Raw genomic sequence first — 23,693 nt, 5'->3', positions numbered from 1 at the left:
CCGTTCGTGAGCGGGGAAGTGGAAGGGGGGGTCAGGCCGCGTCGGCGGGGGTGGCGCGACGGCGGCGGAGGACGAACAGGCCGGCGGTCACGGCCAGCGCGACGGCGAGCAGGCCTCCGCCGACCAGGGCCGCGGTCGGGACGCCGCCCGAGTCGCCGGCGTCCGCGGCGACCGGCGCCGCGGCGGGCGTGGCCGGCGGGGCGGTGGTGGCCGACGGGGTCGGCGCGACCGCCGGGGCGCTGCCGAGGTCCGGCAGCGGCGGGAGCGCGGCCGCCGGGTCGAGCGCGACGGCGAAGCTCAGCGGGTCCATCGCGGTGCCCGCCGGGTAGAGGCCGCCGAAGGCCTTGCCGCCCGCCTCGGTGAGCGTGAGCGGGAGTTCGACGGCCTTGAGCAGGCCGCCCTCGGTGCTCAGCCCGGCCGGGTCGAAGGTGCCCAGCTCGACACCGGTGAGCTGCTGGGTGCCGCCGTCCGGGGTGCGGCCGGCGACGTCGGCGCGCAGCACGCCCTTGCCGTCGGCCACGGTGACGGCGGTGTTGGCCAGGGTCAGGTCCAGGCCGTAGGCGTCGCCGCTCTTCAGACCGGTGAAGCGGACGCTGCCGGTGAAGGCGGCGGTGAGCGCACCGGTGGCCTGGTCGTAGCTGCCCTTGGCGGGCGTCCAGCGGTAGAACGCGCCGCCGTCGGCCGCGCCGCCGGACAGCTCCCACCGGCCCTGGGCGATCGTGCCGGTGACGTAGTCGCGGAAGGTCCGGCGCACGCCCCAGTCGAGCGCGCCGTTGGCGAACTCGGTGGCCGGGGTGGCGGCCGGGGTGGTCGGAGCTGCGGGGCTGGCCGGAGCAGTCGGCGCGGTCGTGCTCGGCACCGGCACCGCCGGGGCCGACGCGGACGGCGACGCGGAGGCGGTCGGCGAAGCGGGAGCCGTCGGCGTCGGCGTGGCCTGCGCCGCCGGGAGGTTGACCGAGAGGCTGACCGGGTCGAGGGCCGTCCCGGCGGTGTAGAAGCCGCCGAAGGCCTTGGCCCCCGCGTCGGTCAGGGTCGCCGGGACGTTGCTGAGCGACAGGGTCCCGGCCGCGCCGCGCAGGTCGACGCCGGCCAGCGAGAGCTCGGCCAGCTTGGCCTGGCTCGCGTTGCTGACCTGCCCGGTCTCCCGGGACTTGCTGCTGACGTCCGCGTAGAGCCCGGCCGCGCCGCCCGCGGCGGCCCGGAAGGTGAGCCGGCCGATGCTCAGGTCGAGCGCGTTCGTGCCGTTCTCCTGGTGCCCGGTGAACCGGACCCCGCCCGAGAACGCGGCCGTCAGCGCGCCGTTCGCCGGGTCGTACGAACCGGTGGCCGAGTGGAACCGGAAGCCGCTGCCCGACACCGTGGCAGCGCCCCCGGTGAGCGCCCAAGTGCCCTTGGCGATGGGGCCGGTGACGTAGGTCAGGAAGGACTGCTTGATCCCCCAGTCCAACCGCCCGCCGGACACCTTGCCCTCGGCCGCCACCGCCTGGCCGGGGAGGACCACAACGGTCAGCAGGGCCGCCAGGGCGGTCACCAGGGCGGCGGCCAAACGGCGGAGCCGATGGGGCAGAGGCACGCGGATCACTCCTCGGCGCGGCGGGAAGGGCAAGTGGGAATTCGGGGTCGGCGCAGCACGGACCCCCTTGCGAGCTTTAGGTAAGGCTAACCTAATATATGAGTCAAGAGCCCCGCCGGGCACCCCCCGCACCCCCGCACCCCGGCGGCGACAACTCCCACCGAAGGGAACGATCTTGAGCGGCAGTACACCCCGAACCAGGGCCGCCCGCCGGCCCGCGATCCTGCTGCTGCTCCTCGGTCTGCTGCTCGCCCTGACCGCCTGCGGCTCGGCCTCCGGCGGCGCCGGAGCGGCCGCCGGGAAGGGCGCCTCGCGCGCCCCGGACGCGGTCGAACCGCTGGCCGACGCACCGGTCCCCGCACTCCCGGCCACCGCGACCTCCGCCGACGGCCGGACCGTCACCGTCGCCAGCGCCGAGCGGATCATCCCGCTCAACGGCAGCCTGGCCGAGATCGTGTTCAGCCTCGGCCTCGGCCCCAAGGCCGTCGCCCGGGACGTCTCCACGACCTTCCAGCAGGCCGCCGCCCTGCCCGTGATCACCCAGGCCCACGACGTCTCCGCCGAGGGCGTGCTCTCGCTGCACCCGACCGTCGTGCTCGCCGACCGCTCCACCGGCCCCGCCGAGGCGATCGCCCAGATCCGCGCGGCGGGCGTCCCGCTCCTCGTCCTCGACGACGCCAAGCGGCTCGAGGACGTCGGCCCGCGGATCGACACCGTCGCCGCCGCACTCGGCGTCCCGGACGCCGGCAAGCGGTTGAAGGAACGCACCGAGCAGCGGATCACCGCCGCCAGGGCCGACCTGCCCGCCGTCGAGCGGCACCCCAAGGTCGCCTTCCTCTACCTGCGCGGCAGCGCCTCGGTCTACCTGCTCGGCGGCCCGGCCTCCGGTGCCGGCTCGCTGATCACCGCGGTCGGCGGCGAGGACGCCGGCACCGCCGCCGGTCTCACCGGCGACTTCACCCCGCTCACCAGCGAGGCCCTGGTCAAGGCCGCCCCCGACGCGATCCTGGTGATGAGCAAGGGACTCGACTCCGTCGGCGGCGTCGACGGCCTGCTCAAGCTCCCCGGCGTCGCCCAGACCCCGGCCGGCCTCGACCGCCGGATCGTCTCGATCGAGGACGGCCAGCTGCTGAGCTACGGCCCGCGCACCCCCCAGGTGATCAACGAGATCGCCGAACAGCTCTACCCCAAGGCCGCCGAGTGACCGCCGCGGCACCCGGGAAGAGCATCCCGCTGACCGCCCGGCGGCCCGGCCGGACCACCCTGCTCACCGTCGGCCTGGCCGTCGCCCTGGTGGTCTTCGCCGTGCTCGCGGCCGGGATCGGCGCCTACCGGATCCCGCTCGGCGACATCCTCGCCTCCTTCGGCCACCGGCTCGGCCTCGGCGGCCACGCCCTCGACCGGGTCCCCGAGTCGGTGCTCTGGAACGTCCGGCTGCCCCGGGTGGTGCTGGCCCTGCTGGTCGGCGGATCGCTCGGCTGCGCGGGCGCCCTGATGCAGGGTGTGTTCGGCAACCCGCTGGCCGAACCGGCCGTCATCGGCGTCTCCTCCGGCGGCGCGGTCGGTGCCGTCGGCTGCATCGTGCTCGGCCTGGACGCGCTCGGCACCTGGACGGTGACCGCCTCCGCCTTCGTCACCGGCCTGCTCACGGTCTTCGCGGTGTACGCGATGTCCCGCTCCGGCGGCCGCTCCGAAGTGGTCACCCTGATCCTCACCGGCGTCGCGGTGAACGCCTTCTGCGGCGCGCTGATCGGCCTGTTCCTCTTCACCGCCGACACCGCCGCGATCAGCCAGGTCACCTTCTGGCAGCTGGGCTCGCTCTCCCAGGCCACCTGGGGCAAGGTCCTCGGCGTGCTCCCGTTCGCCCTCGTCGGTCTGGCCGTCGCCCCCCGCTACGCCCGCTCGCTGGACCTGCTGGCGCTCGGCGAACGGCCCGCCCGGCACCTCGGCGTGGACGTCGAGCGGATGCGGCTGGTGCTGATCACCCTCGTCGCCCTGCTCACCGCCGCCGCGGTCGCGGTCAGCGGCATCATCGGCTTCGTCGGCCTGGTCGTCCCGCACCTGCTGCGGATGCTCGCCGGACCGGGCCACCGCTTCCTGCTGCCCGCCTCGGCACTCACGGGCGCGCTGGTCCTGGTCGCCGCCGACCTCGCCGCCCGCACCCTGGCCGAACCGGCCGAACTCCCGCTCGGTGTCCTCACCGCGCTGATCGGCAGCCCGTTCTTCTTCTGGCTGCTGCGCCGCACCCGGACCAAGCAGGGAGGCTGGGCATGAGGCTCGGACTGCGCAACCGCCCCGAGGTGCCCGAACGCCCCTCCCCGGGCACCGAACTGCTCACCGCGAAGGCCGTCCGGCTGAGCCTCGGCGGCCGCGAACTGCTGGCAGGCGCGGACGTCCGGGTCACGGCCGGCGAGGTGGTGGCCCTGCTCGGACCGAACGGCGCCGGCAAGTCCACCCTGCTCTCCGTCCTGGCCGGCGACCTCGTCCCGACCGCGGGCGAAGTCCGGCTGGACGGCCGCCCGCTGACCGACTACCGGCCGCTCGACCTGGCCCGGCGGCGCGCGCTGCTCCCGCAGGCCGCCGCGCTGTCCTTCCCGTTCCCCGCCGACGAGGTGGTCCGGATGGGCCGCGCCCCCTGGGCCGGCACCACCGCCGCCGAGGAGGACGAACGGGTGGTCGCCGAGGCGATGGCCGTCACCGAGTCCGCCGCGTTCACCGGACGGCCGTTCACCGCCCTCTCCGGCGGCGAACGGGCCCGGGTCGCGCTGGCCCGGGTGCTCGCCCAGCGCGCGGCCCTGCTGCTGCTGGACGAGCCCACCGCCGCACTCGACCTGCGGCACCAGGAACTCGTGCTGCGCCTCGCCCGGAGCCGGGCCGCCGCCGGGGACGGCGTGGTCGTCGTCCTGCACGACCTGTCGCTGGCGGCGGCCTACGCCGACCGCGTGGTGCTGCTGGCCGACGGCGCCACCGTCGCCGACGGGCCGGTGGCGGAGGTGCTGCGGGCACCGCTGCTCAGCGAGGTGTACGGGCATCCGGTCGAGGTGCTGCCGCATCCGCGGACGGGTGTGCCGCTGGTGCTGCCGGAGCGCCGGTAGGCCCGGCGGCGCCCCGGCGCCGTCAGCTCTCGTCGTCGAGCCGGAAGCCGATCTTCAGGCCGACCTGGAAGTGCTGGATCCCGCCGTCCGCGAGATGGCCCCGGACCTGCGTGACCTCGAACCAGTCGAGGTTGCGCAGGGTCCGGGAGGCCCGCTCCACGCCGTTGCGGATCGCGGCGTCGATGCTCTCGGTCGAGGACCCGACGATCTCGGTCACCCGGTACACGTGCTCGCTCATGACGGACTCCCTCAGCTGTGCGACGGCCCCCGGTCCACCGTGCACCGGGCCCCGCCCGTCCGCACTCCGGCAACCGCCGGACGGAGAGAGGTGCCTCGGGGCGGGGCGCGACGCCCCGCCCCGGGAACCGTCCGTCAGAAGGTCGCGCGCACCTCGCCCACCGGGATCCCGCCGCCCAGCAGCGGCGCGGCGGCGATCCGGTCGATCGTGCCGTCCCCGGTGGTGACCCCGAGCCGGCGCAGGGCGGCGGCGAGCACCGGGCCGCGGGCCCGCTCCGCACCGTCCTCGATCTTGAAGGCGAGCGCCCGGCCGTCCGGCAGCGCGACCGCCTGGACCGCCTCGGCGCCCATCTTGGCGAGCGCGCCCGGCACCGCGCGCATCAGCCGGGTGTCGGCGCGGCGGGTGCCGGCCACGTACTCGGGGTGCGCCCGCATCGCGTCGGCGACCCGGCGCTGCGGGGTGCCGGGCCCGGCCAGCAGCAGGGAGCGGTAGCCGCGGGCCAGGCCGGTCAGGCTGACGGCCAGCAGCGGCGCGCCGCAGCCGTCCACCCCGGCGTGCGCGGAGGTCTCGCCGACGGCCTCCTCCAGGGCCTCCTGGGCCAGCCGCTGGATCGGGTGCGCCGGGTCGAGGTAGCTGTCGGTGGGCCAGTCGTTGGCCACGCAGGCGGCCAGCCAGCCGGCGTGCTTGCCGGAGCAGTCCATCAGCACGGGCTCGTGGTCGCCGCCCCAGCGCAGGTGGAGTTCGGCCTCCGTCTCGTCCAGCGGGAGGTCGGCCGGGGTCCGCAGCGCGGTCTCGTCGAGGCCGGCATCGGCCAGTATCCGCCGCACACCGGCGAGGTGAAACGATTCTGCCGAGTGGCTGGACGCCGCCAGCGCCAGCAGCTCGCCCTCCAGCGCCAGCCCGGCCCGCAGGGTCGCCACCGCCTGGAAGGGCTTGGCGCAGGAGCGGGGGAACACCGGGGCGTCCGGCGCGCCGAGGGCGAACTCGACCGAGCCGTCGGCGGCGAGCAGGACCAGCGAGCCGTGGTGCCGGCCCTCGACGAAGCCCGAGCGGACGACCTCGGCGAGCACGGGCAGGGCGGGGTTGGACATGGCGAAGAGCCTTCCGGAGGTGAGGGTGGGCCGGGGGCGAGCCGGGCCCGTCCCCACCCCGGGTGCCTCGTCCGATCAGAGCGGGCCGCCTGCGAGCAGGTCCTCGACCCGTGCTTCCCCATCACGGTACCTGCGGGTGATTTCGGCGTTGCAGCCGTCCGCCGTCCGCAGCAGCCGCTGCCGCCGCCCGGACACCTCGCGCTCGTGCGCGCGCAGCCGTTCCAGCGCCGCCAGCAGCTCCGCCGCCGGGTGCGCCGCCAGGTCGGCCAGCTGCACGTCCCCCATCAGCGTGTCCGCCTCCAGCTGGGACTGCTGCCCCCGCGGCGGCCCCAGGGTGACGTGCCGGGCCGAGCGGCGGACGGTCGGCGCCGCGTCCGTCAGGATCGCCGGCAGCCGTTCCAGCAGGGCGCCGGCCGGCTCCGCCGGGTCGGCCGGACGGGCCGCGCCGCCGTCGGGCCGGCGGTCCAGCTCGGCCAGCAGGATGTCCATCCGGCCGTGCAGCAGCCGCCGCAGGTAGGAGAGGTCCTCCTCCTGCTCCAGGGTCTCCCGGCGCAGGATCCGCAGCTGGTCCAGGCCCAGCCCTTCGAGGTCCGGTCCGGAGCCGGGCTCCTCCGGCGCCCGTCCGTACCGGTCCTGTGCCGTGCCGATCGCGTCCATCAACCAACCCACCTGCCGTCGTCCCGATCCCGCCCGCTCGCGGCACCCCGTCGCCTGCCGCCGGTCCGGCCCGTCACCGCCGCGCGCGCCGTCGGCGCGTTCCCGTCCGGAGGCACGCCCGGACGCCCGCGATGGTTCCCTCCCCCGGCCGTGGCCACCCACCGGGGCGACACGACCAGAACGCCTGACCTACCGGCTCGACCGCCCGGCCGAACCGGGCCCGGCGCGGCGGACCTTCGGCGCCCCGGACCACGGACGTGCCCGGCCTCCCCCCGCATGACGCGGCGGACGGCCGGCTCCGCCCTTGTACGGTCCCCCAGCGTGCCACCCCGCCCGCCGCCGCCGCACCGCCCGTGCACCCGAACGGCCCCCTGGCGAAGAGGGGTGGCTGATACGACCGAAGCTTTTCGCAGCAGGAGCGGCGCCAAGGAGCGCGCAGGCGCACGCTACCCGGCGCACGCCAGGCCGACAGGCGCCCCTGGGGGGCCTGCTCGCGCCCCCACCGCCTCCGGCAGAATGACCGCATGCGAGCAGTGGTGCAGCGAGTGAGCGAGGCCCGGGTGACGGTGGCCGGCGAGACCGTCGGCGCGATCGAGGGGCCCGGGCTCTGCGCCCTGGTCGGCGTCACCCACGACGACACCCCCGCCAAGGCGGCCCAGCTCGCCCGCAAGCTGTGGACCCTGCGGCTGCTGCCCGCCGACGGGGACGGGGTCGAGCGGTCCTGCTCGGACATCGCGGCGCCGCTGCTGGTCATCAGCCAGTTCACGCTCTACGGCGACGCCCGCAAGGGCCGCCGCCCCACCTGGAACGCCGCCGCGCCCGGCCCGGTCGCCGAGCCGCTGGTGGACGAGGTGGTCGCCCAGCTGCGCGCGCTCGGCGCCGAGGTCGAGACCGGCCGCTTCGGCGCCGACATGAAGGTGGCGCTGGTGAACGACGGCCCGTTCACCGTCCTCGTCGAGGTCTGATCCCCGGCCGGGTCCGGTCCCGCCGGACCCCGCCGGACTGCCGCTACTGCCGCTACTGCCGCTACTGCCGCTACTGCGGGACGATCACGTCCTGCGTCCCCGGCACCGTGCCGGCCAGCAGCACCGCGTCCACCGGCACGTTCCGCTTCACGACGGCCAGCGCGACCGGCCCGAGCTCGTGGTGGCGCGCCGAGGAGGTCACGAAGCCGAGCGACCGCCCCTGCGGGTCCGAGGCGAGCCGCACCTCGGTCCCGTGCGGGGGCAGCACCTCCTCGGTGCCGTCCAGGTGCAGGAAGACCAGCCGGCGCGGCGGCCGCCCCAGGTTGTGCACCCGGGCCACCGTCTCCTGCCCCCGGTAGCAGCCCTTCTGCAGGTGCACGGCGGTGGCCAGCCAGTCCACCTCGTGCGGGATGGTCCGGTGGTCGGTCTCGAAACCGAGCCGCGGCCGGTGGCCCTCGATCCGCAGCGCCTCGTACGCCCACACGCCCGCGGCCGGGCCGTACCCCGCGGTCAGCGCGGCGAGCTCGGCGCGCGGCAGGAAGAGGTCCCGGCCGTACGTCAGTTCGCGGACGGCGGCCGCACCCTCGGCGGAGGCGGTCGAGCCGGCCGGCAGGTGGACCACCGCGAAGTCGGCGGTCGCGTCGGTCACCTCGACCCGGTAGAAGAACTTCATGCTCTCGAGGTAGCCGATCAGCGCCTGCTGGGTGCCCGGCTCGACGTGCGCCCAGGTGGTGGTGCCGTCGTCGACCAGGTAGAGGGCGTGCTCGACGTGCCCGTTGGGCGAGAGCACCAGCGCCTCGGTGGCCTGCCCCGACGGCAGCGCGCTGACGTGCTGGGTGAGCAGCAGGTGCAGCCAGCTCAGCCGGTCGTCGCCGGTGACGGTGAGCACCCCGCGGTGCGAGAGGTCGACGAAGCCGGCCCCCCGGGCGAGGCTGCGTTGCTCGCGGAAGAGGTCGCCGTAGTGGGCGGCGACGCCCTCGTCGGCGCCCTCGGCGGGGACGGCTCCGGGCAGCGCAAGCAGCGGGCTCTTCAGACCGGTCATACCGGCAAGCTTACGGCCGCTCGGCGGCGCGCTTCGCGGAGCAGTCGGCGCAGCGGCCGAAGATGGCGAAATGCTTGAGGTCGGTGTCGAAACCGTGCGCGGCGCGCAGGCTGTCGATCAGCGGCTGGGCGATCTCGGTGCCGGTCTCGGTGACCTTCTCGCAGTCCCGGCAGACCAGGTGCAGATGGTGGTGGCGGCCGGCCAGGTGGTAGGTCGGGGCGCCGTGGCCGAGGTGGGCGTGCGAGACCAGGCCGAGTTCCTCCAGCAGCTCCAGGGTCCGGTAGACGGTGGAGATGTTGACGCCGCTGGCGGTCTGCCGGACGTGGCAGAGGATGTCGTCCGGGGTGGCGTGGTCGAGCGCGTCGACCGCCTCCAGGACGAGCTGGCGCTGCGGGGTGAGCCGGTAGCCGCGTTCGCGCAGGTCGGCCTTCCAGTCGCCGGAGAGCTGCCAGTCGGTGGTGCCGGTGTCCGCCACGGTCCTGTTCCCTGCCAAACGTCGGGGGTCCTGGAACAAGTGTAGGGACCGGCCGACGGGCCGGTCCCTGCACCTGTGCGCCTCGGCGGACGCCGCGTGCTTCCTACTTGAAGAACGCGATGCCGTCGTCCGGCAGGTCGTTGATGTCCTTGATCAGCTGGGCCGGCGAGAGCACCTTCTTCAGCTGGGCGGACATGTACGGGCGCAGCGGGACGTTCGGGGCGGCCTTCTCGCCGACCCAGAGCAGTTCCTCGTTGACGAAGCCGTAGAGCCGCTTGCCGCCCGAGTACTCCGGGGAGCCCTCGATCCGGGCCACCGCGTCGGTGGAGACGTCGATCTGCGGCTTGCCGTCGGCCAGCTCGCCGTACCAGATCTCCACCGTGCCGTCGTCGCGGACGGAGGAGATCTCGATCCCGCGGGCACCGCTGGCGCCGTGCTGGTTGCTGGTCACGCGCCAGAAGGCGTGCTCGTTCTCCAGCGGACGGACCTTCTCGCCCTCGTTGTCCAGCACCCAGGTGCGGGAGCGGAACTCCAGGAAGGGCCGTCCGTCGTGGCGGATGACGATCTCCTGGCCGAAGTTGCACTTCTCGGTGTCCTGGCCCTCCGAGCCCGGCAGGGGGGCGTAGACGCCCGCGCCCTCCCAGGTGCCGAGGAGGAAGGCCAGCGGGACGACGTCCTTGTGGAGGTCAGAGGGGATCTCGATCATGTTCCTGGTCGCTGTCGTCGGTGCGGGATCACTTCAACCGTACGGCAGTCGCTCAGCGCTGGCCCTGGTACAGCTTCATCACCGAGAAGACGGCGAACCAGGTGATCAGCACGGCCATGAGGGCCAGCAGACCGTCGAAGAAGATTTCCAGACCGGACACGGGGGGCTCCCAGGGCGGCGACAGTGTGTGGATTTTGCTGCCGCTCACTCTATCCGGCGGGCCCGGACGGGTCTCGGTGAGCCCCACCACGTCGGCGATCTAGTGTGTCGGGCATGTCGTCTCAGAAGAAGCTCGTCATCAAGGTCACCGCCGGAGCGGACGCGCCGGAGCGGTGCTCGCAGGCGTTCACGGTGGCGGCGGTCGCCGTCGCCAGCGGGGTCGAGGTCTCGCTCTGGCTGACCGGGGAGTCGTCCTGGTTCGCCCTTCCGGGGCGCGCGGCCGGGTTCGAGCTGCCGCACGCGGCCCCGCTGCCGGACCTGCTGGAGTCGGTCCTGGCGGCCGGCACGGTCACCCTCTGCACCCAGTGCGCGGTGCGGCGCGGGATCGAGCAGAAGGACACCGTCGAGGGCGTCCGGATCGCGGGCGCCCAGGTCTTCGTCAGCGAGATCATGGCCGACGGCGTGCAGGCGCTCGTCTACTGAGGCCGGCGCGGGTCCTCACCGCCCGTCTGGGCGGTCCCGGTCGGGGCGGTCCCGGTCGTGGCCGGGCTCGTCCCACTTCGGGTCCTCCCAGCGCGGGTCGTCCCACCAGTCGTCCTCGGGGTCCCGCCGGTTGGCGAACACCGCCGCGACCGGCGGGATCACCATCGCGACCACGCACATGCCGATCGCGGCCGGGACGGACCAGAACCGCACGACGCCCCAGGCCAGCACGAACAGCCCGAGGCAGACGCCCATCATGGCGAAGTAGTAGCGGTGTCGCCGGCGTGCCTGCACACCTCCACGGTATGCCCGAGGGCCCCCGCACGGCAGGGGCCCTCGGTGACGCCGGTCCGTCGTGGACGGTCAGACCGCGATCGCGACCTCGGTCAGGTTGCCCTGGGAGGCGACCACCTGGCGGTCCACGGTCTGGCCCGGGACGAGCGCCCGCAGGGTCCACTTGCCCGGGCGGGCGAAGAACCGGAACTGGCCGGTCGCCGAGGTGGGCACCTCCGCCGTGAACTCGCCGCCCTCGTCGAGCAGTCGGACGTAGCCGTTGACCGGCTCGCCGTCGCGGGTCACGGAACCCTGGATGATCGTCTCGTTCGCCACGTCAACTCCTGCCAGGTCCGGCCCACCGGCCTTCGCACCGCACATGTCTTGTCTTCCCTTCAGCCTTACGGGTGGAGCGGGCGGCTCAGTTGCCGAGCTCGATCGGCACGCCGACGAGGCTGCCGTACTCGGTCCAGGAACCGTCGTAGTTCTTCACGTTCTCCTGGCCGAGCAGCTCGTGCAGGACGAACCAGGTGAGCGCGGAGCGCTCGCCGATGCGGCAGTAGGCGATGGTGTCCTTCGCCAGGTCGACGCCCTCGGCCTCGTACAGGGCCTTGAGCTCGTCGTCGCTCTTGAAGGTGCCGTCGTCGTTGGCGTTCTTCGCCCACGGGATGTTGCGCGCGGAGGGCACGTGGCCGGGGCGCTGCGACTGCTCCTGCGGGAGGTGGGCCGGGGCGAGCAGCTTGCCGGAGAACTCGTCGGGCGAGCGGACGTCGACCAGGTTGAGGGTGCCGATGGCGGCGATCACGTCGTCGCGGAAGGCGCGGATCGAGGAGTCGACGGCCTGCGCCGTGTACTCGGTCGCGGCGCGCTGCGGCACCTCGGAGACCAGGTCGCGGGAGTCGAGCTCCCACTTCTTGCGGCCGCCGTCGAGCAGGCGGACGTCACCGTGGCCGTACAGCTTGAAGTACCAGTAGGCGTACGAGGCGAACCAGTTGTTGTTGCCGCCGTAGAGGACGACGGTGTCGTCGTTGGCGATGCCCTTGGCGCTGAGCAGCGCCTCGAAGCCGGCCTGGTCGATGAAGTCGCGGCGGACCGGGTCCTGGAGGTCGGACTTCCAGTCGATCCGGACGGCGTTGCGGATGTGGTTCTTGTCGTAGGCGGAGGTGTCCTCGTCGACCTCGACGATGACGACCTTCGGGTCGTCCAGGCGGGCCTGGACCCAGTCGGCGTCGACCAGGACGTCGCTGCGGCTCATGGTGATGTTCTCCATCCGGGGGCGGTTTGCGGAAGGTGGTGCTGCTGGTGGCTGCTTCGGGTGCTGCGGCGCAGCGGGGGTGCGGCCGCCCGCCGGACGCCGGTCCGAATTCCTGTCCGAATACTGGGACATGCGGCGGCGTGCGGTGCGAGCGGGCGAGAGGTGCGGAGCAGGGCGGCCGCGCCCGGCCCGAGGGGCCGGCACAGGTCACCGGAGAAATCGGCGGCGGGCGGCAACTGCCCTGCCAGGACGCCGAGTCAGCGCATTCGACACAGACAGGCGGCCACGCGGCACAGGTCTACCGCCCGCCGCTTCGTGAGGTCCGTCTGTCGCTTCATGCCAACGATGCTAGGGACACCCGGCGCCCGCTGTCATCAGCGTATCGAATAACGAGACCAGATCGCTCGAATGCTGGGATTTGACCCTCTCATGGGCGTCCGGAACCGGCCACGGCCCGAACGAGGGGGCCCCGGGGGCCGGTCCCGGGGCGGGAACAGCACAGCTCCGCGACCGGCGCTGGACAGCGCGTCTCGCGGAGCGGAACGGTGGACGGCGGGGTCCGGTCAGCCGATGAGCTTGACGTCCTTGCCGTCGAAGGCCAGCCGGAAGCCCTCCTCCTGCGGTGTCACCGAGGCGAGGTTCAACCCGGCGGGCAGCGCGGAGAGGGTGAAGCTGATCGGGTCGATGGCCTGGTCGGACACCCCGGCGAGCAACGAGGCCATCGCGCTCATCCGGAAGCCGTCCACCGTCACGGTGTTCCCCTTGTTGTGCACCGAGGCCTCGCCGACCGGGAACGGCCCGAGCGAGGCCTTGACCTTGCCCGGCCCGCCGTAGGAGAGGGTCAGCCTGGTGTTGGCGCCGAGCGAGAGCCGGCCCGCGTTCGGCACCAGCTCCGAGGCCGGCGGCAGCAGCCGCGACAGGTCCGCGTAGTCGATCAGCCCCGAACCGGACCCGGTGTCCACGGTGGCGCTGCTCATGTTGTCGCTGACCTCGACACCGGAAAGTCTGGCCGAGAAGGAGTGCAGCGCGACCTTGTCCTTGCCCTCGCCGACGGTCAGCCCGTCCGCGGAGATCCGCACATCGTCCAGCTTCTGCGAGACGACCTGGGTGAGGAACGGGAAGCCCTCGATCGACACGTGCGGCTTCTGGCTCATCCGGCCGCTCTTCAGGATCTGGTCGGCCGCCTCGTCCTCGGCGACCCCCACGGCTATCCGGTCGGCGCCCACCAGCACCCCCGAGAGCACCACCAGGCCGATCGTCGCCTTCAGCCAGCCGCGCATCGCTCTCCCCCGTCGTCGCCGGTCGCCGTCGTTCGCTGTCGTTCGCTGTCGTTCGCTGTCGTTCGTTCCGGTGCGCTGTCCGGCACCGTCCCCGCACCGCGGTCGTGCCGCGGTCGGTGCTCGCGGCGGCGGATCCGGGCACTCCGGTACGACCGCTCCGCACGACCGTACGACGTCCCGCCCCGGAGCATGGTTCCGGAGCGGGACGCCGTGGGGAAGGCCGCCGCGGCGGCCGCGGTCAGCCGAGCAGGTCCGTGGCGATCCACACCAGCGGCGCCGCGACGGCGAGCGGCAGCGCCACGCCGGCCGTCATGTGCACGAACCGGGACGGGAAGTCGTACCCCGCCACCCGGCGACCGATCAGCGCGCCGAGACCGGCCGCCGCGCCCAGCGCCGGCGGGGCGCCGACCGCGAGACCCAGCCCGACCGCCGCGAGCAGCCCCAGCAGGGGTCCCAGCCACTTCGGCCCGGGCAGCGGCGCGGCCGCCAGCAGCGTCGCCAGCGCGACCGCCCCGACCGCGGCCGGCACCCAGTCGGCCAGCAGCAGCGCGGTGCAGAGCACCGTCACCACGGTGGCCGAACCGAGCACCGTGAGCGCGTAGAACCGCTCCTTCGGATCGGCCGGCCGGAACGTCTGCAGCACCAGGACCAGCAGGAAGAACCCGCCGAGCGTGCCGACCACCGCGGCGATGCCGCCGTCCCCGTCGGCCAGCAGCACCGCCGCGTCGGCCACCACGCCGGACAGCGCGGCCAGCGCGATGCCCTGCCGGGCCGGCCACATGCCGTTCAGCCGGAACCAGCCGGCCGCGGTCAGGCCCTGGAGCAGCACCAGGACCAGGGCGAGCGGGATCTGGCCGAGCGCCGCGCCACCGGCCAGCAGGGCGGCGGCGCCGGCGGTGATCAGCGCCGGCTGGAGGCCGGGGTCGTTGATCGGCGAACCGGTCCGGACGGCGGGCGCCGCCGGGGCCGCGGCCCGGACCTGGGCCGGGGCAGGCGCCGGGGCGGTGAACGGCGCGGCCGGCGCCACGGGGGCGCCGGGGCCACCGGGTGCCGCGTGCGGGTTCTGCGCGGCGCGGGCCGCCCTGGCCGCGCGGGCGGCGGCCGGGTCGGTCAGCACCGGGGCCGGCGGCTCCGGGCGCTTCAGGGTCATGGTCGGCTGGTCCAGGCCCTGCCCCTGGTCCGGCACCGGCACCGGCGCCTGGGCCGGCGCCTGCATCGGGGCCTGAGGGTGGGACGGGGCGCGGTCCCGCGCCGGGCCCTGACCGTACGGGGCACCGGCCGGGGCCTGGCCCTGCGGCCGGCCGTGCCGGGCCCGGGGCTGCGGCTGGGCCTGCGGCTGCGGCTGGGCGTGGCCGGGCGGCACCGCACCGGACACCCGCACGGGCGGGAGCAGCGCCGTCGCGGCGTCGTCCAGCGGCGGCACCGGCGGCAGCAACGCCGTCGCGGCGTCGTCCACGGCCGGACCGCCGCCCGGCCCCGCCCCGTACGGCGACTGCGCGTACGGCTGCTGACCGTAGGCCTGCTGACCGTACGGCTGCTGCTGCGGGTACCCCGCCGGCTGCGCCGACGGTCCGCCGTACGACGGTGCGCCCGCCCCGGGGGCGTGCGGCTGCGCCGCGAGCCCCTGCTGCGCATAGGGATCCGGCGCGTACCCCTGCTGGGGGGCGTACGGATACGGCGGCTGCTGCGGGTGGTACCCCTGCGCCCCCGGCTGCTGCGGCCGCGCCTGCCCCGGCCCGGACTGCCCCGGCTGCTGCGGCGGCTGCCCGTACGGGTACTGCGGTTGCTGCGGTTGCTGCGGCGGCTGCTGGGGGTGCTGCCGCGGCCGGCCCTCGGGGGTCCCGTTCGTCCCGGTCATGCCGCTCACCCGCCCGCGAACGGCGGGAGGACCTCGACGGTGCCGCCCTCGCTGAGTGCCACCGTCGTGTGGTCACGGCCGCCCACCGGCGAACCGTCCACCAGGTAGGAGCAGTGGCCGAGCAGCAGGACCAGCTTCGGCCGGTCGGCGTGCCGCGCCTTGGCCTCCGCCAGCGCCTCGGCCAGGGTCGCCGCCAGGTACGGCTCCTCGGCCAGCCCGGCCTCCGACTTCGCCGCCGCCCAGTAGCGGATGGTTCCGCTCACCCGAACGGCGGCCGCCGGGTCGTGCCCGGTGGTCGCGCCCATGGCAACCCCTTCTCGTCGTCCTCGCCCGTTCCCGGGTACCCCGGCCGGGTCCACCACCGGAGGTGTCCGCGCCTCGCCCGAAAGGTGTACGCGCACGGTGCCGCCGATGTGCGTCCCATGATGGCGTGTTCGCCCGCACGAGCGGCAATCGCCCTGGCCCGGTCCCCGGCGGCGCCGTCGCGAAGCTGTGGCGGGACTCACCCGGGGCGGGCCCCGAAAGGGCCGAACCGCCGGGTCGGAGCCCTCCCGGCCCGGGGACCGGTCGGCTATCCTCGACCCCTGAGGGATCCGGGCAGAGTCGCCCCCGGGTCCTTTTGTGCTTTCAGGACGCCAGTACGGACGTTCTTGCGAATCGTCGGCCCACCCCCGGCGGTCCGCGGGAACCGCCCCCGCCACGCACGGCACAACGACGTGCCGGACCCGGCAGGGGCGTCGGACAACCCCGGCTCCGGGCCGCCGCCCGGGACGGGCCAGGACCGGAAGGTTCGCGGGATGAACAGGGCAGAAACGGTGCATCGCGGGTTGCGGGACCCCCGGCACGTGCCCCGTTCCGCCGTCCGCGCCGTCGGGTCCGGCGGTTCCCGCCCGGCGTCCCCCTCCTCCCCCTCACCAGCACGTGCGCCATCCGGCTGTGGCGGCAGCCGGAACGCGACCGCGACGACCCGGAAAGGGGACTACCGGGTATGAGTTCTCTGCTCCTCCTCACCAACGCGCTGCAGCCCTCCGCGGAGGTACTGCCCGCGCTCGGCCTGCTGCTGCACAGCGTCCGGGTGGCGCCCGCCGAGGGTGCCGCCCTGGTCGACACCCCCAGCGCCGACGTCATCCTGGTGGACGGCAGGCGCGACCTGCCGCAGATCCGCAGCCTCTGCCAGCTGCTGCGCTCCACCGGCATCGGCTGCCCGCTCATCCTGGTGGTGACCGAGGGCGGCCTCGCCGCCGTCACCGCGGAGTGGGGCATCGACGACGTCCTGCTCGACACCGCCGGCCCGGCCGAGGTCGAGGCCCGACTGCGGCTGGCCCTCGGGCGGCTCCAGGTGACCACCGACGACAGCCCGATGGAGATCCGCAACGGCGACCTCTCGGTCGACGAGGCGACCTACTCGGCCAAGCTCAAGGGCCGGGTGCTCGACCTCACCTTCAAGGAGTTCGAGCTGCTCAAGTACCTCGCCCAGCACCCCGGCCGGGTCTTCACCCGGGCGCAGCTGCTGCAGGAGGTCTGGGGATACGACTACTTCGGCGGCACCCGGACGGTCGACGTGCACGTCCGACGGCTGCGGGCCAAGCTCGGCGTCGAGCACGAGGGCCTGATCGGCACCGTCCGCAACGTCGGCTACCGCTTCGTCGTCCCGGAGAAGCCGGACAAGGGCGAGCGTCCCGACCAGGCCGCCCGGCGCCCCGCGACGGTCCTGGAAGCCTGACCGGCGGGCCGGGCGGGACCACTCCGCGCCGCCCGGCCCGGCCTGTCCGGATTCGCCCCACCCCGTCCGGCGGACGCCGCACGATCGCCCCTGGCCGGGGGCGATCCCCACTGCCCCGCCGCACGCCACACGCGTAGACTCCCCCCGTGGCCAAAGTGACGCGCGACGATGTAGCCCGACTGGCTGGTACCTCGACCGCGGTCGTCAGCTACGTGATCAACAACGGGCCGCGGCCGGTCGCGCCCGCCACCCGGGAGAAGGTGCTCGCCGCGATCGAGCAGCTCGGCTACCGGCCGAACAGCGTCGCGCAGGCGATGGCCTCCCGCCGCACCAACCTCATCGGCATGGTCGTCCCGGACGCCCGCCAGCCGTTCTTCGCCGAGATGGCGCACGCCGTGGAACGGGCCGCCTCCGAACGCGGCAAGCTGGTGCTGATCGGCAACTCCGACTACGTCGACGACCGCGAGGTCCACTACGTCCGCGCCTTCCTCGGCATGCGGGTCTCCGGCCTGATCCTGGTCAGCCAGGGCCCCTCCCAGCGGGCCGCCGAGGAGTTCGCCGCCATGGAGGGGGCCAAGGTCGTGCTGCTGCACCGCCGCCCCGAGGCGATCGACGACGTCGCGGTGGTCACCGACGACGTGGGCGGCGCCGAGACCGTCGTCCGCCACCTGCTGGAGGTGCACGGGCACCCGTACGTGGCCTGCTTCGGCGGCCCGGTCGAGTCCCCCGCCCCCGGCGACCCGGTCATCGACCACGTCGAGGGCTGGCAGCGCGCCATGGACGCGCACGGCCTGCCGACCGAACCGCACCTGATCGACGCGCCCTTCCACCGCTACGGCGCCTACGAGGTCGCCCTCGGCGTGCTGCGCTCCGGGAACCGCCCGCCGGCGATCTTCTGCTCCACCGACGACCAGGCCATCGGCGTGCTGCGGGCCGCCCGCGAGGTGGGCCTGCGGGTGCCGGAGGACCTCGCCGTGGCCGGCTTCGACGACGTGCCGGAGGCCGCGCTCGCCGACCCGCCGCTGACCACCGTCGCCTCCGACCGCGACGCGATGGCCCGGGCCGCGGTGGACCTCGTCCTGGACGACTCGCTGATGGTGCCCGGCTCGGACACCGAGCGGGTCCGCAAGTTCCCGTCGCGCCTGGTCGTACGGCGTTCCTGCGGCTGCTCCCCGGACGGCGCCGACGCCTAGGCCGGGCCTGCGCCTGACCAGGCTTTATGAGAAGTCAACGGGCTTCTCGGACCCTTCTGAGCGCACTCTCACCGGATTCTCATCCACCGGGCGGACGTTGGTCGCCATGAGCGATCACCAGCAGTGGCAGCACCGCACCGACGGCCCCCACGACGGACCGTCCGAGCCCCCGGCGGGGCCCTCCCGGGACCGGATCATCCCGGGCACCGTGCTCGGCGGCAGCCGGTACGAGCGCACCGGGGACGCGAGCACCGTGTACGCGAACACCGGGGAGCCGACCACCGGGGACCCGAGCACCGCGTACGCGAGCACCGAACACGGCAGCGCCGGGTACGGCAGCGCCGCCCACCCCGCCGCCGGCACCCCGCCCCCTCCCCCGCTCCCGCCGTTCCCGCCCGAGCCGGCCGGCCCGGCCCCGTCCGGGGGCCCCGGCCACCGGGCCCGGCGCGGCCTGCTGCGCGGACGGCTCGCCCTGGTCACCGCCGTCGCCGCGGTCGCCGCCGTGCTCGGCGGCGTCACCGGCGGCGTCGTCGCCGCCCAGGACCACGGCTCCGTGAGCCGCACCGGCACCGTCGCCAGCCCGGTCGCCGCCCGTTCCGACGGCAGCGCCGACGTCGCGGCCGTCGCCGCCGCCGTCTCGCCCAGCGTCGTCCAGATCACCGTGCAGACCGCGAACGGCACCGCCACCGGCACCGGCGTGGTCCTCACCGCCGGCGGCCAGATCCTCACCAACTACCACGTGGTCTCCGGCGCGGCCGACGGCGGCCGGATCACCGTCACCTTCCACGACGGCTCCACCGCCGGCGCCGCCCTCACCGGCACCGACAAGAGCCTGGACGCCGCCGTGATCACCGCGAGCGGCGCCAAGCAGCTCACCCCCGCCGTGCTCGGCGATTCCTCCGCCGTCTCGGTCGGCGACCCGGTCGTCGCCATCGGCAACCCCGAGGGCCTCACCGGCACCGTCACCTCCGGCATCATCAGCGCCGAGCACCGCGAGGTCACCGTCCAGCTCGACGAGGGCACCACCAGCGGCAACGGCGGCTTCGGCCTCCCCAACCTGCCCGGCCTGCGCGGCAACGCCCCGCAGAGCGGCGGCAGCACCGCCACCTACCAGGCCTTCCAGACCGACGCCGCGCTCAACCCGGGCAACTCCGGCGGGCCGCTGATCAACGCCTCGGGGCAGGTCATCGGCATCAACTCGGCCATGTACTCGCCGAGCGGATCGAGCGCCACCGCCGGCGGCAGCGGGGCCGGCAGCGTCGGCCTCGGCTTCGCCATCCCGATCGACGACATCAAGCAGGTGCTGCCCCGGCTGCAGTCCGGCCAGAACGTCTGAGCACGTCCGACAATTGACCCGAGCAGGGCCTCCCGCCACCAGAAAGGGCAACCGCCGATGACCCCGTCCGCCGACGACCGCACCCCCGCCGAGCCCGGGCAGCAGAGCACCGCCCGGCTCCTCGTGGTCGACGACGAACCCGCCCTCCGGGACGCCCTGGAGAGCAGCCTCGTCTTCGAGGGCTACGAGGTCGCCACCGCCACCGACGGCTACGAGGCCCTCGAATCCGTCGAACGCGACCGGCCGGACCTCGTCCTGCTCGACATCATGATGCCCCGGATGGACGGCCTCACCGCCGTCCGCCGGATGCGCTCCCGCGGCGACACCGTCCCGGTGCTGATGCTCACCGCCCGCGACGCCGTCGGCGACCGGGTCACCGGCCTCGACGTGGGCGCCGACGACTACCTCGCCAAGCCCTTCGAACTCGACGAACTGCTCGCCCGGGTGCGCGCCCTGCTGCGGCGCAACGCGCTCGCCAACGAGGCCGCCGCCCGGGCGGCGGCCGTCGAGGAGGAGACCGACGTCCTGGCCTTCGCGGACCTGCGGATGAACACCGCCACCCGCGAGGTCACCCGGTCCGGCCGGCCGGTCGAACTGACCCGCACCGAGTTCATGCTGCTGGAGATGTTCCTCGCCCACCCCCGCCAGGTGCTCACCCGGGAGCAGATCCTCAAGGCGGTCTGGGGCTTCGACTTCGAGCCCTCCTCCAACTCGCTGGACGTGTACGTGATGTACCTGCGCCGCAAGACCGAGCAGGGCGGCCTGCCCCGGGTCATCCAGACCGTCCGCGGGGTCGGCTACGCACTCCGCCCGGCCGCCGGCACCGCGGCGTGAGCCCCACCGTCCCGCCGCCGCCGCTCACCCCGCCGCGCATCCCGCGCCGCGGCCGCCTCACCACCTGGTACCGCGCCCGCTCCCTGCGCAGCCGGTTCGCCATCCTCACGGCGGCGGCGGTCGCGGTGGCGATCGCGCTGTCGACGCTGGCCTGCTGGTTCATCGTGGAGAAGCAGCTCTACGACCAGGTACGGAACGATCTGGAGAGCGTTCCACCACCGCAGGCGGCGACTTTCCAGCGGCCCTGCCCGCCGACTCCCGAAGCAGCCCTCGAACAGTCCCAGACGGCCCAGCGGGCCGGAGACCTTCCGGACCTCCCGCGCGGTGGACCCGCACCCCGGGACACCCAGTTCGTCTGGGCCGACCAGGGCTGTGTCTCCGTCCCCGCCGGCGCCACCCGGGCCATCGTGATCCAGCCGAACGACACGACCGCGGCCCTTTCCCTCAGGCCGAACCAGGCCATCATCCGCGACGGCAGGTACACCAACGGCGATCCCGCCATGGTCCGGCTCACCCTGGTGCGCGGCCCCGCCCACAACTCCATCGTCGTCATGGTCGCCACTCCCACCAAGGGCGTCGACGAATCCCTCCGCCAGCTCGCCTTCGTCCTCGGCGGCGTCGCCCTGGGCGGCATCATCCTCGCCGCCGTCGCCGGGCGACTCGTCGCCCGCTCCGCGCTCAAGCCGGTCGACCAGCTCACCGACGCCGTCGAGCACATCGCCCGCACCGAGGAGGTCGGCACCACCATCGCGGTCCAGGGCGACGACGAGATCGCCCGGCTCTCCACCTCGTTCAACTCCATGAGCACCGCGCTCGCCAACTCCCGCGAACGGCAGACCCGGCTGATCGCCGACGCGGGCCACGAGCTGCGCACCCCGCTCACCTCGCTGCGCACCAACGTCGATCTGCTGATCCGCAGCGACGACACGGGCCGGCCGCTGCCGCCCGCCACCCGCACCAAGCTGCTCGGCAACATGAAGGCCCAGATGCAGGAGCTCACCGTGCTGATCGGCGACCTGCTCCAGCTCTCCCGCCCGGACTCCCCCAAGCCGGTCCGCACGCTCTCCGTGGTGGCCCTGCACGAGATCGCCGAACGGGCCGTCGAGCGCGCGAAGCTGCGCGGCCCGGGGCTGGCCTTCGAGACCTCCACCGCGCCCTGGTTCGTGCACGCCGACGCCGCCGGACTGGAGCGGGCGGTGATCAACCTGCTGGACAACGCGGTCAAGTACAGCCCGCCCGGCGGCACCATCGCGGTCCGGCTCGACGGGGGCGTGCTGACCGTCCGCGACCACGGTCCCGGCATCCCGCAGGACGAGCTGCCGTACGTCTTCGACCGGTTCTGGCGCTCCCCGTCCTCGCGCCAGCTCCCCGGCTCCGGCCTCGGCCTGTCGATCGTCGCGCAGACCGTCCGGGAGGCCGGCGGCGAGGTGTCGCTCGGACCGGCGCAGGACGGCGGCCCGGGCGCGCTGGCCACCGTGCGGCTGCCCGGCGGCCCCTCCCCCGAGTGAGACCGGGCGCCGACCGCCGGACCTGGACGCGGGCACGAAGAGGGCACAAAAAAAGGGCGGGGCGCCCCGACAGCGCCCCGCCCCGGCCGGCTCACGGCCAGCGACCCTCGACTAGTCGAGGACGCTGCCCGGGCCGATGACCTTGATGCGGTCCTGCGCCGGCGCCTTCAGCGGCGCGGCGGCCGAGCTGTTGGCACCGAGGTAGGCGGCGAAGACGTCCAGGTCGGAGGCGCCCACGAGCTTGTCGGTACCGGCCGCGAAGGCCGGGAAGCCGTCGCCGCCGCCGGCCAGGAACTCATTGGCCGCGACCCGGTACTTGGCGGCCGGGTCGACCGGCGCGCCGTTCAGGCGGATCGAGTCGACGACGACCCGGTCGGCGCCCTTGTTGCGCATGTCCAGGGTGTAGGTGAGGCCCTTGGACGGCTGCAGGATCTTCGGCGAGGCGTCGTTGGAGCCGCTCACCTGCTGCTGCAGCAGCTGGATCAGCTGGGCCCCGGTCAGCGTCTTGACCTGCATCATGTTGGTGAACGGCTGGACGGTGAACGCCTCGCCGTAGGTCACAACGCCGTCGCCCTCGGCGCCGCTCTGCTTGTAGACCAGGTCGGAGCGGATGCCGCCGGGGTTCATGAAGGCGACCTGCGCGCCGCCCTTGTCGGCGGCCGCGAGACCGGCCTGCTGGGCGTCGGCGATGACGTCGCCGAGCGGCTTCTCCGGGTCGTTGTTGCCACGGCCGTTGATGTCCGAGGCGATGTAGCCCAGCGGACGGTTGGCGATCGGGGCGGCGAGCTTGGAGTAGTGCGAGATCAGCTCCGTCATGTCCGGAGCCTTCTCGACGGTCCGGCGCACGATGTGGTTCTCGGCCTTGACCGACGGGCGGACGATCGCGCCGGTGGTCTTGTCGAGCTTCAGGTCGATCTCGGTGTACAGCCGGCCGAACGAGGCGGCGCTGGTCACCGAACGCGGCACGCCCTGCGGGTCGGGGATGGTGCAGGAGTACGCGTTGTGGGTGTGGCCGGTGACGATGGCGCCGACCGCCGGGTCGATCTTCTTGGCGATGTCGACGATCGGGCCGGAGATGCCCTCGCCGGCCGCGCCGCAGTCGTAGTTGTAGGTGCTGCTGGCCGGCAGACCGCCCTCGTGGATCAGCGCGACGATCGAGTTGACGCCCTTGGCCTTCAGCTCGGCGGCGTACTTGTTGATCGTGCTGACCTCGTTGGCGAACTTGAGGCCCTTGACGCCCTCGGCGGTCACGATGTTCGGCGTGCCCTCCAGGGTGACACCGATGAAGCCGACCTTCACGCCCTGCGACTTGGCCACCCAGTACGGGGCCAGCAGCGGCTTGCCGGTCTTCTCGTTGGTGACGTTGGCCGAGAGGTAGTTGAAGTTGGCGCCCTTGAACGTGCGCCCCTCCTCGTAGCAGCCGTCGGTCGGGTGGCAGCCGCCGTCCTGGAGCCGGAGCAGCTCGGCGGAGCCCTCGTCGAACTCGTGGTTGCCGACCGAGGTGACGTCCAGGCCGAGCTTGTCCAGCGCCTCGATGGTGGGCTCGTCGTGGAACAGCGCGGAGGTCAGCGGCGAGGCGCCGACCAGGTCGCCGGCGGCGACGGTGATCGAGTCGTCCGCGGGGATGCGGGCCTGGCGCAGCGCGGTGGCCAGGTACTCGATGCCGCCGGCCGGGGTGTTGACCGGCTGGCCGGTGGCCGGGTCGATCTCCCGGATGGTGCCGGAGGAACCGGCCGGGGGCTCCAGGTTGCCGTGCAGGTCGTTGATGGCCAGCAACTGGAGGTTGACGGTCTTGGGCTTCTTGGCGGTCGCGGCCTGGGCCGCGGACGGCATGGCCACCGTGCCGACGAGGCCGGCGGCGGCGACGACGGCCAACGCAGACCGTCGGGTTCTGACGGAGAGCATGTAGGGGGTCCCCTGCACCTGTGAGAGCGCCCAGCTGTGGACAG

General features: G+C 74.1%; 25 protein-coding genes. 10 read left to right on the top strand and 15 right to left on the bottom strand.

The genetic code is table 11. The features are described from left to right. Nucleotides 1-31 precede the first annotated feature (31 nt). Entirely contained in the window at nucleotides 32-1,573 is a 1,542-nt protein-coding gene (locus ACIPYS_RS35620) for an HtaA domain-containing protein (protein WP_400754112.1), read from the bottom strand. Between the two features lie 175 nt (nucleotides 1,574-1,748). Between ACIPYS_RS35620 and ACIPYS_RS35615 the strand changes: the two genes are divergently transcribed. From ACIPYS_RS35615 to ACIPYS_RS35605, 3 genes are read left to right on the top strand one after another with little or no spacing between them, the layout of a single operon-like run. Beyond that, entirely contained in the window at nucleotides 1,749-2,777 is a 1,029-nt protein-coding gene (locus ACIPYS_RS35615) for a hemin ABC transporter substrate-binding protein (protein ID WP_400754109.1), read from the top strand. Beyond that, complete coding sequence (locus tag ACIPYS_RS35610) at nucleotides 2,774-3,847, top strand: iron ABC transporter permease (RefSeq protein WP_093861468.1); 1,074 nt, start codon at nucleotides 2,774-2,776, stop codon at nucleotides 3,845-3,847. Before ACIPYS_RS35615 ends, ACIPYS_RS35610 begins: the two co-directional genes overlap by 4 nt. Continuing rightward, nucleotides 3,844-4,668: a heme ABC transporter ATP-binding protein gene (locus ACIPYS_RS35605; RefSeq protein ID WP_093861467.1), complete on the top strand. Its 825-nt coding sequence runs from the start codon at nucleotides 3,844-3,846 to the stop codon at nucleotides 4,666-4,668. The genes ACIPYS_RS35610 and ACIPYS_RS35605 overlap by 4 nt, the downstream gene beginning before the upstream one ends. A gap of 22 nt (nucleotides 4,669-4,690) precedes the next feature. On the opposite strand, the gene ACIPYS_RS35600 is transcribed toward ACIPYS_RS35605, so the two are convergent. The 3 genes from ACIPYS_RS35600 to ACIPYS_RS35590 all read right to left on the bottom strand — a co-directional run bounded on the left by ACIPYS_RS35600 (nucleotide 4,691) and on the right by ACIPYS_RS35590 (nucleotide 6,654). Then, nucleotides 4,691-4,906, bottom strand: coding sequence for a dodecin (locus ACIPYS_RS35600; protein WP_400754105.1), 216 nt, complete (start codon nucleotides 4,904-4,906; stop codon nucleotides 4,691-4,693). 134 nt (nucleotides 4,907-5,040) lie between these two features. Then, a complete protein-coding gene (locus tag ACIPYS_RS35595; protein ID WP_400754102.1) occupies nucleotides 5,041-5,997 on the bottom strand; it encodes an asparaginase in 957 nt (318 codons plus the stop codon). 75 nt (nucleotides 5,998-6,072) lie between these two features. Further along, the gene (locus tag ACIPYS_RS35590) at nucleotides 6,073-6,654 is read right to left on the bottom strand and encodes an ABC transporter substrate-binding protein (protein ID WP_231977722.1); all 582 of its coding nucleotides are present in this window, start codon (nucleotides 6,652-6,654) and stop codon (nucleotides 6,073-6,075) included. Between the two features lie 524 nt (nucleotides 6,655-7,178). Between ACIPYS_RS35590 and dtd the strand changes: the two genes are divergently transcribed. Beyond that, nucleotides 7,179-7,619, top strand: coding sequence for a D-aminoacyl-tRNA deacylase (gene dtd, locus ACIPYS_RS35585; RefSeq protein ID WP_030397548.1), 441 nt, complete (start codon nucleotides 7,179-7,181; stop codon nucleotides 7,617-7,619). 70 nt (nucleotides 7,620-7,689) lie between these two features. Here dtd and ACIPYS_RS35580 read toward each other — a convergent pair whose 3' ends face one another. The 3 genes from ACIPYS_RS35580 to ACIPYS_RS35570 form a co-directional block, all read right to left on the bottom strand. Further along, nucleotides 7,690-8,652 carry a YgfZ/GcvT domain-containing protein gene (locus ACIPYS_RS35580; RefSeq protein WP_400754165.1) on the bottom strand — a complete coding sequence of 321 codons (963 nt, stop codon included), beginning with the start codon at nucleotides 8,650-8,652 and terminating at the stop codon, nucleotides 7,690-7,692. Nucleotides 8,653-8,671: 19 nt separating this feature from the next. Continuing rightward, nucleotides 8,672-9,136, bottom strand: a complete 465-nt coding sequence (locus tag ACIPYS_RS35575) for a Fur family transcriptional regulator (protein ID WP_400754097.1) — start codon at nucleotides 9,134-9,136, stop codon at nucleotides 8,672-8,674. Nucleotides 9,137-9,239: 103 nt separating this feature from the next. Continuing rightward, nucleotides 9,240-9,842: an FABP family protein gene (locus ACIPYS_RS35570; protein ID WP_093861463.1), complete on the bottom strand. Its 603-nt coding sequence runs from the start codon at nucleotides 9,840-9,842 to the stop codon at nucleotides 9,240-9,242. Nucleotides 9,843-10,115: 273 nt separating this feature from the next. On the opposite strand from ACIPYS_RS35570, the gene ACIPYS_RS35565 reads away from it, so the two are divergent. After that, the gene (locus ACIPYS_RS35565) at nucleotides 10,116-10,484 is read left to right on the top strand and encodes a DsrE family protein (RefSeq protein ID WP_093861462.1); all 369 of its coding nucleotides are present in this window, start codon (nucleotides 10,116-10,118) and stop codon (nucleotides 10,482-10,484) included. Nucleotides 10,485-10,499: 15 nt separating this feature from the next. Here the strand turns inward: ACIPYS_RS35565 and ACIPYS_RS35560 are convergent, their stop codons facing one another. From ACIPYS_RS35560 to ACIPYS_RS35530, 7 genes are all read right to left on the bottom strand, one after another. Beyond that, on the bottom strand, nucleotides 10,500-10,778 hold the full coding sequence (locus tag ACIPYS_RS35560) for a DUF3099 domain-containing protein (protein ID WP_093861461.1): 279 nt from the start codon (nucleotides 10,776-10,778) through the stop codon (nucleotides 10,500-10,502). 69 nt (nucleotides 10,779-10,847) lie between these two features. After that, complete coding sequence (locus tag ACIPYS_RS35555; protein ID WP_093861460.1) at nucleotides 10,848-11,138, bottom strand: DUF1416 domain-containing protein; 291 nt, start codon at nucleotides 11,136-11,138, stop codon at nucleotides 10,848-10,850. 40 nt (nucleotides 11,139-11,178) lie between these two features. Then, the gene (locus tag ACIPYS_RS35550) at nucleotides 11,179-12,012 is read right to left on the bottom strand and encodes a sulfurtransferase (RefSeq protein ID WP_093861459.1); all 834 of its coding nucleotides are present in this window, start codon (nucleotides 12,010-12,012) and stop codon (nucleotides 11,179-11,181) included. Nucleotides 12,013-12,269: 257 nt separating this feature from the next. After that, nucleotides 12,270-12,350: an Ms5788A family Cys-rich leader peptide gene (locus ACIPYS_RS35545; RefSeq protein ID WP_350517234.1), complete on the bottom strand. Its 81-nt coding sequence runs from the start codon at nucleotides 12,348-12,350 to the stop codon at nucleotides 12,270-12,272. A 225-nt stretch (nucleotides 12,351-12,575) separates the two neighbouring features. Then, a complete protein-coding gene (locus ACIPYS_RS35540) occupies nucleotides 12,576-13,292 on the bottom strand; it encodes a DUF2993 domain-containing protein (protein ID WP_159424966.1) in 717 nt (238 codons plus the stop codon). A 238-nt stretch (nucleotides 13,293-13,530) separates the two neighbouring features. After that, the gene (locus tag ACIPYS_RS35535) at nucleotides 13,531-15,150 is read right to left on the bottom strand and encodes a hypothetical protein (RefSeq protein WP_400754090.1); all 1,620 of its coding nucleotides are present in this window, start codon (nucleotides 15,148-15,150) and stop codon (nucleotides 13,531-13,533) included. Between the two features lie 5 nt (nucleotides 15,151-15,155). Continuing rightward, nucleotides 15,156-15,455: a MoaD/ThiS family protein gene (locus ACIPYS_RS35530; RefSeq protein ID WP_093861456.1), complete on the bottom strand. Its 300-nt coding sequence runs from the start codon at nucleotides 15,453-15,455 to the stop codon at nucleotides 15,156-15,158. A 683-nt stretch (nucleotides 15,456-16,138) separates the two neighbouring features. On the opposite strand from ACIPYS_RS35530, the gene ACIPYS_RS35525 reads away from it, so the two are divergent. The 5 genes from ACIPYS_RS35525 to ACIPYS_RS35505 all read left to right on the top strand — a co-directional run bounded on the left by ACIPYS_RS35525 (nucleotide 16,139) and on the right by ACIPYS_RS35505 (nucleotide 21,744). Continuing rightward, a complete protein-coding gene (locus tag ACIPYS_RS35525) occupies nucleotides 16,139-16,873 on the top strand; it encodes a response regulator transcription factor (protein WP_093861455.1) in 735 nt (244 codons plus the stop codon). Nucleotides 16,874-17,019: 146 nt separating this feature from the next. After that, nucleotides 17,020-18,066: a LacI family DNA-binding transcriptional regulator gene (locus ACIPYS_RS35520; RefSeq protein ID WP_400754085.1), complete on the top strand. Its 1,047-nt coding sequence runs from the start codon at nucleotides 17,020-17,022 to the stop codon at nucleotides 18,064-18,066. Between the two features lie 106 nt (nucleotides 18,067-18,172). After that, complete coding sequence (locus tag ACIPYS_RS35515) at nucleotides 18,173-19,402, top strand: S1C family serine protease (protein WP_400754082.1); 1,230 nt, start codon at nucleotides 18,173-18,175, stop codon at nucleotides 19,400-19,402. A 57-nt stretch (nucleotides 19,403-19,459) separates the two neighbouring features. Beyond that, nucleotides 19,460-20,236 carry a response regulator transcription factor gene (locus ACIPYS_RS35510; RefSeq protein ID WP_093861452.1) on the top strand — a complete coding sequence of 259 codons (777 nt, stop codon included), beginning with the start codon at nucleotides 19,460-19,462 and terminating at the stop codon, nucleotides 20,234-20,236. Further along, the gene (locus ACIPYS_RS35505) at nucleotides 20,233-21,744 is read left to right on the top strand and encodes a sensor histidine kinase (protein WP_400754078.1); all 1,512 of its coding nucleotides are present in this window, start codon (nucleotides 20,233-20,235) and stop codon (nucleotides 21,742-21,744) included. Before ACIPYS_RS35510 ends, ACIPYS_RS35505 begins: the two co-directional genes overlap by 4 nt. A 111-nt stretch (nucleotides 21,745-21,855) precedes the next feature. Here the strand turns inward: ACIPYS_RS35505 and ACIPYS_RS35500 are convergent, their stop codons facing one another. Then, complete coding sequence (locus ACIPYS_RS35500; RefSeq protein ID WP_400754075.1) at nucleotides 21,856-23,649, bottom strand: bifunctional metallophosphatase/5'-nucleotidase; 1,794 nt, start codon at nucleotides 23,647-23,649, stop codon at nucleotides 21,856-21,858. Nucleotides 23,650-23,693: the final 44 nt, after the last annotated feature.

It is taken from the genome of Kitasatospora sp. NPDC089913 (assembly GCF_044748625.1).
In the GTDB taxonomy this organism is placed as follows: domain Bacteria; phylum Actinomycetota; class Actinomycetes; order Streptomycetales; family Streptomycetaceae; genus Kitasatospora.
This window is presented reverse-complemented; position numbering and strand designations above follow the sequence as displayed.

Bases quoted from the DNA above. Each gene is read 5' to 3' on its own strand.
- ACIPYS_RS35570 (WP_093861463.1), bottom strand. From the start codon at position 9,842: ATGATCGAGATCCCCTCTGACCTCCACAAGGACGTCGTCCCGCTGGCC.
- ACIPYS_RS35605 (WP_093861467.1), top strand. From the start codon at position 3,844: ATGAGGCTCGGACTGCGCAACCGCCCCGAGGTGCCCGAACGCCCCTCC.
- ACIPYS_RS35555 (WP_093861460.1), bottom strand. From the start codon at position 11,138: ATGTGCGGTGCGAAGGCCGGTGGGCCGGACCTGGCAGGAGTTGACGTG.
- ACIPYS_RS35590 (WP_231977722.1), bottom strand. From the start codon at position 6,654: ATGGACGCGATCGGCACGGCACAGGACCGGTACGGACGGGCGCCGGAG.
- ACIPYS_RS35545 (WP_350517234.1), bottom strand. From the start codon at position 12,350: ATGAAGCGACAGACGGACCTCACGAAGCGGCGGGCGGTAGACCTGTGC.
- ACIPYS_RS35565 (WP_093861462.1), top strand. From the start codon at position 10,116: ATGTCGTCTCAGAAGAAGCTCGTCATCAAGGTCACCGCCGGAGCGGAC.
- ACIPYS_RS35600 (WP_400754105.1), bottom strand. From the start codon at position 4,906: ATGAGCGAGCACGTGTACCGGGTGACCGAGATCGTCGGGTCCTCGACC.
- dtd (WP_030397548.1), top strand. From the start codon at position 7,179: ATGCGAGCAGTGGTGCAGCGAGTGAGCGAGGCCCGGGTGACGGTGGCC.
- ACIPYS_RS35595 (WP_400754102.1), bottom strand. From the start codon at position 5,997: ATGTCCAACCCCGCCCTGCCCGTGCTCGCCGAGGTCGTCCGCTCGGGC.
- ACIPYS_RS35535 (WP_400754090.1), bottom strand. From the start codon at position 15,150: ATGACCGGGACGAACGGGACCCCCGAGGGCCGGCCGCGGCAGCACCCC.
- ACIPYS_RS35500 (WP_400754075.1), bottom strand. From the start codon at position 23,649: ATGCTCTCCGTCAGAACCCGACGGTCTGCGTTGGCCGTCGTCGCCGCC.
- ACIPYS_RS35540 (WP_159424966.1), bottom strand. From the start codon at position 13,292: ATGCGCGGCTGGCTGAAGGCGACGATCGGCCTGGTGGTGCTCTCGGGG.
- ACIPYS_RS35510 (WP_093861452.1), top strand. From the start codon at position 19,460: ATGACCCCGTCCGCCGACGACCGCACCCCCGCCGAGCCCGGGCAGCAG.
- ACIPYS_RS35550 (WP_093861459.1), bottom strand. From the start codon at position 12,012: ATGAGCCGCAGCGACGTCCTGGTCGACGCCGACTGGGTCCAGGCCCGC.
- ACIPYS_RS35530 (WP_093861456.1), bottom strand. From the start codon at position 15,455: ATGGGCGCGACCACCGGGCACGACCCGGCGGCCGCCGTTCGGGTGAGC.
- ACIPYS_RS35515 (WP_400754082.1), top strand. From the start codon at position 18,173: ATGAGCGATCACCAGCAGTGGCAGCACCGCACCGACGGCCCCCACGAC.
- ACIPYS_RS35525 (WP_093861455.1), top strand. From the start codon at position 16,139: ATGAGTTCTCTGCTCCTCCTCACCAACGCGCTGCAGCCCTCCGCGGAG.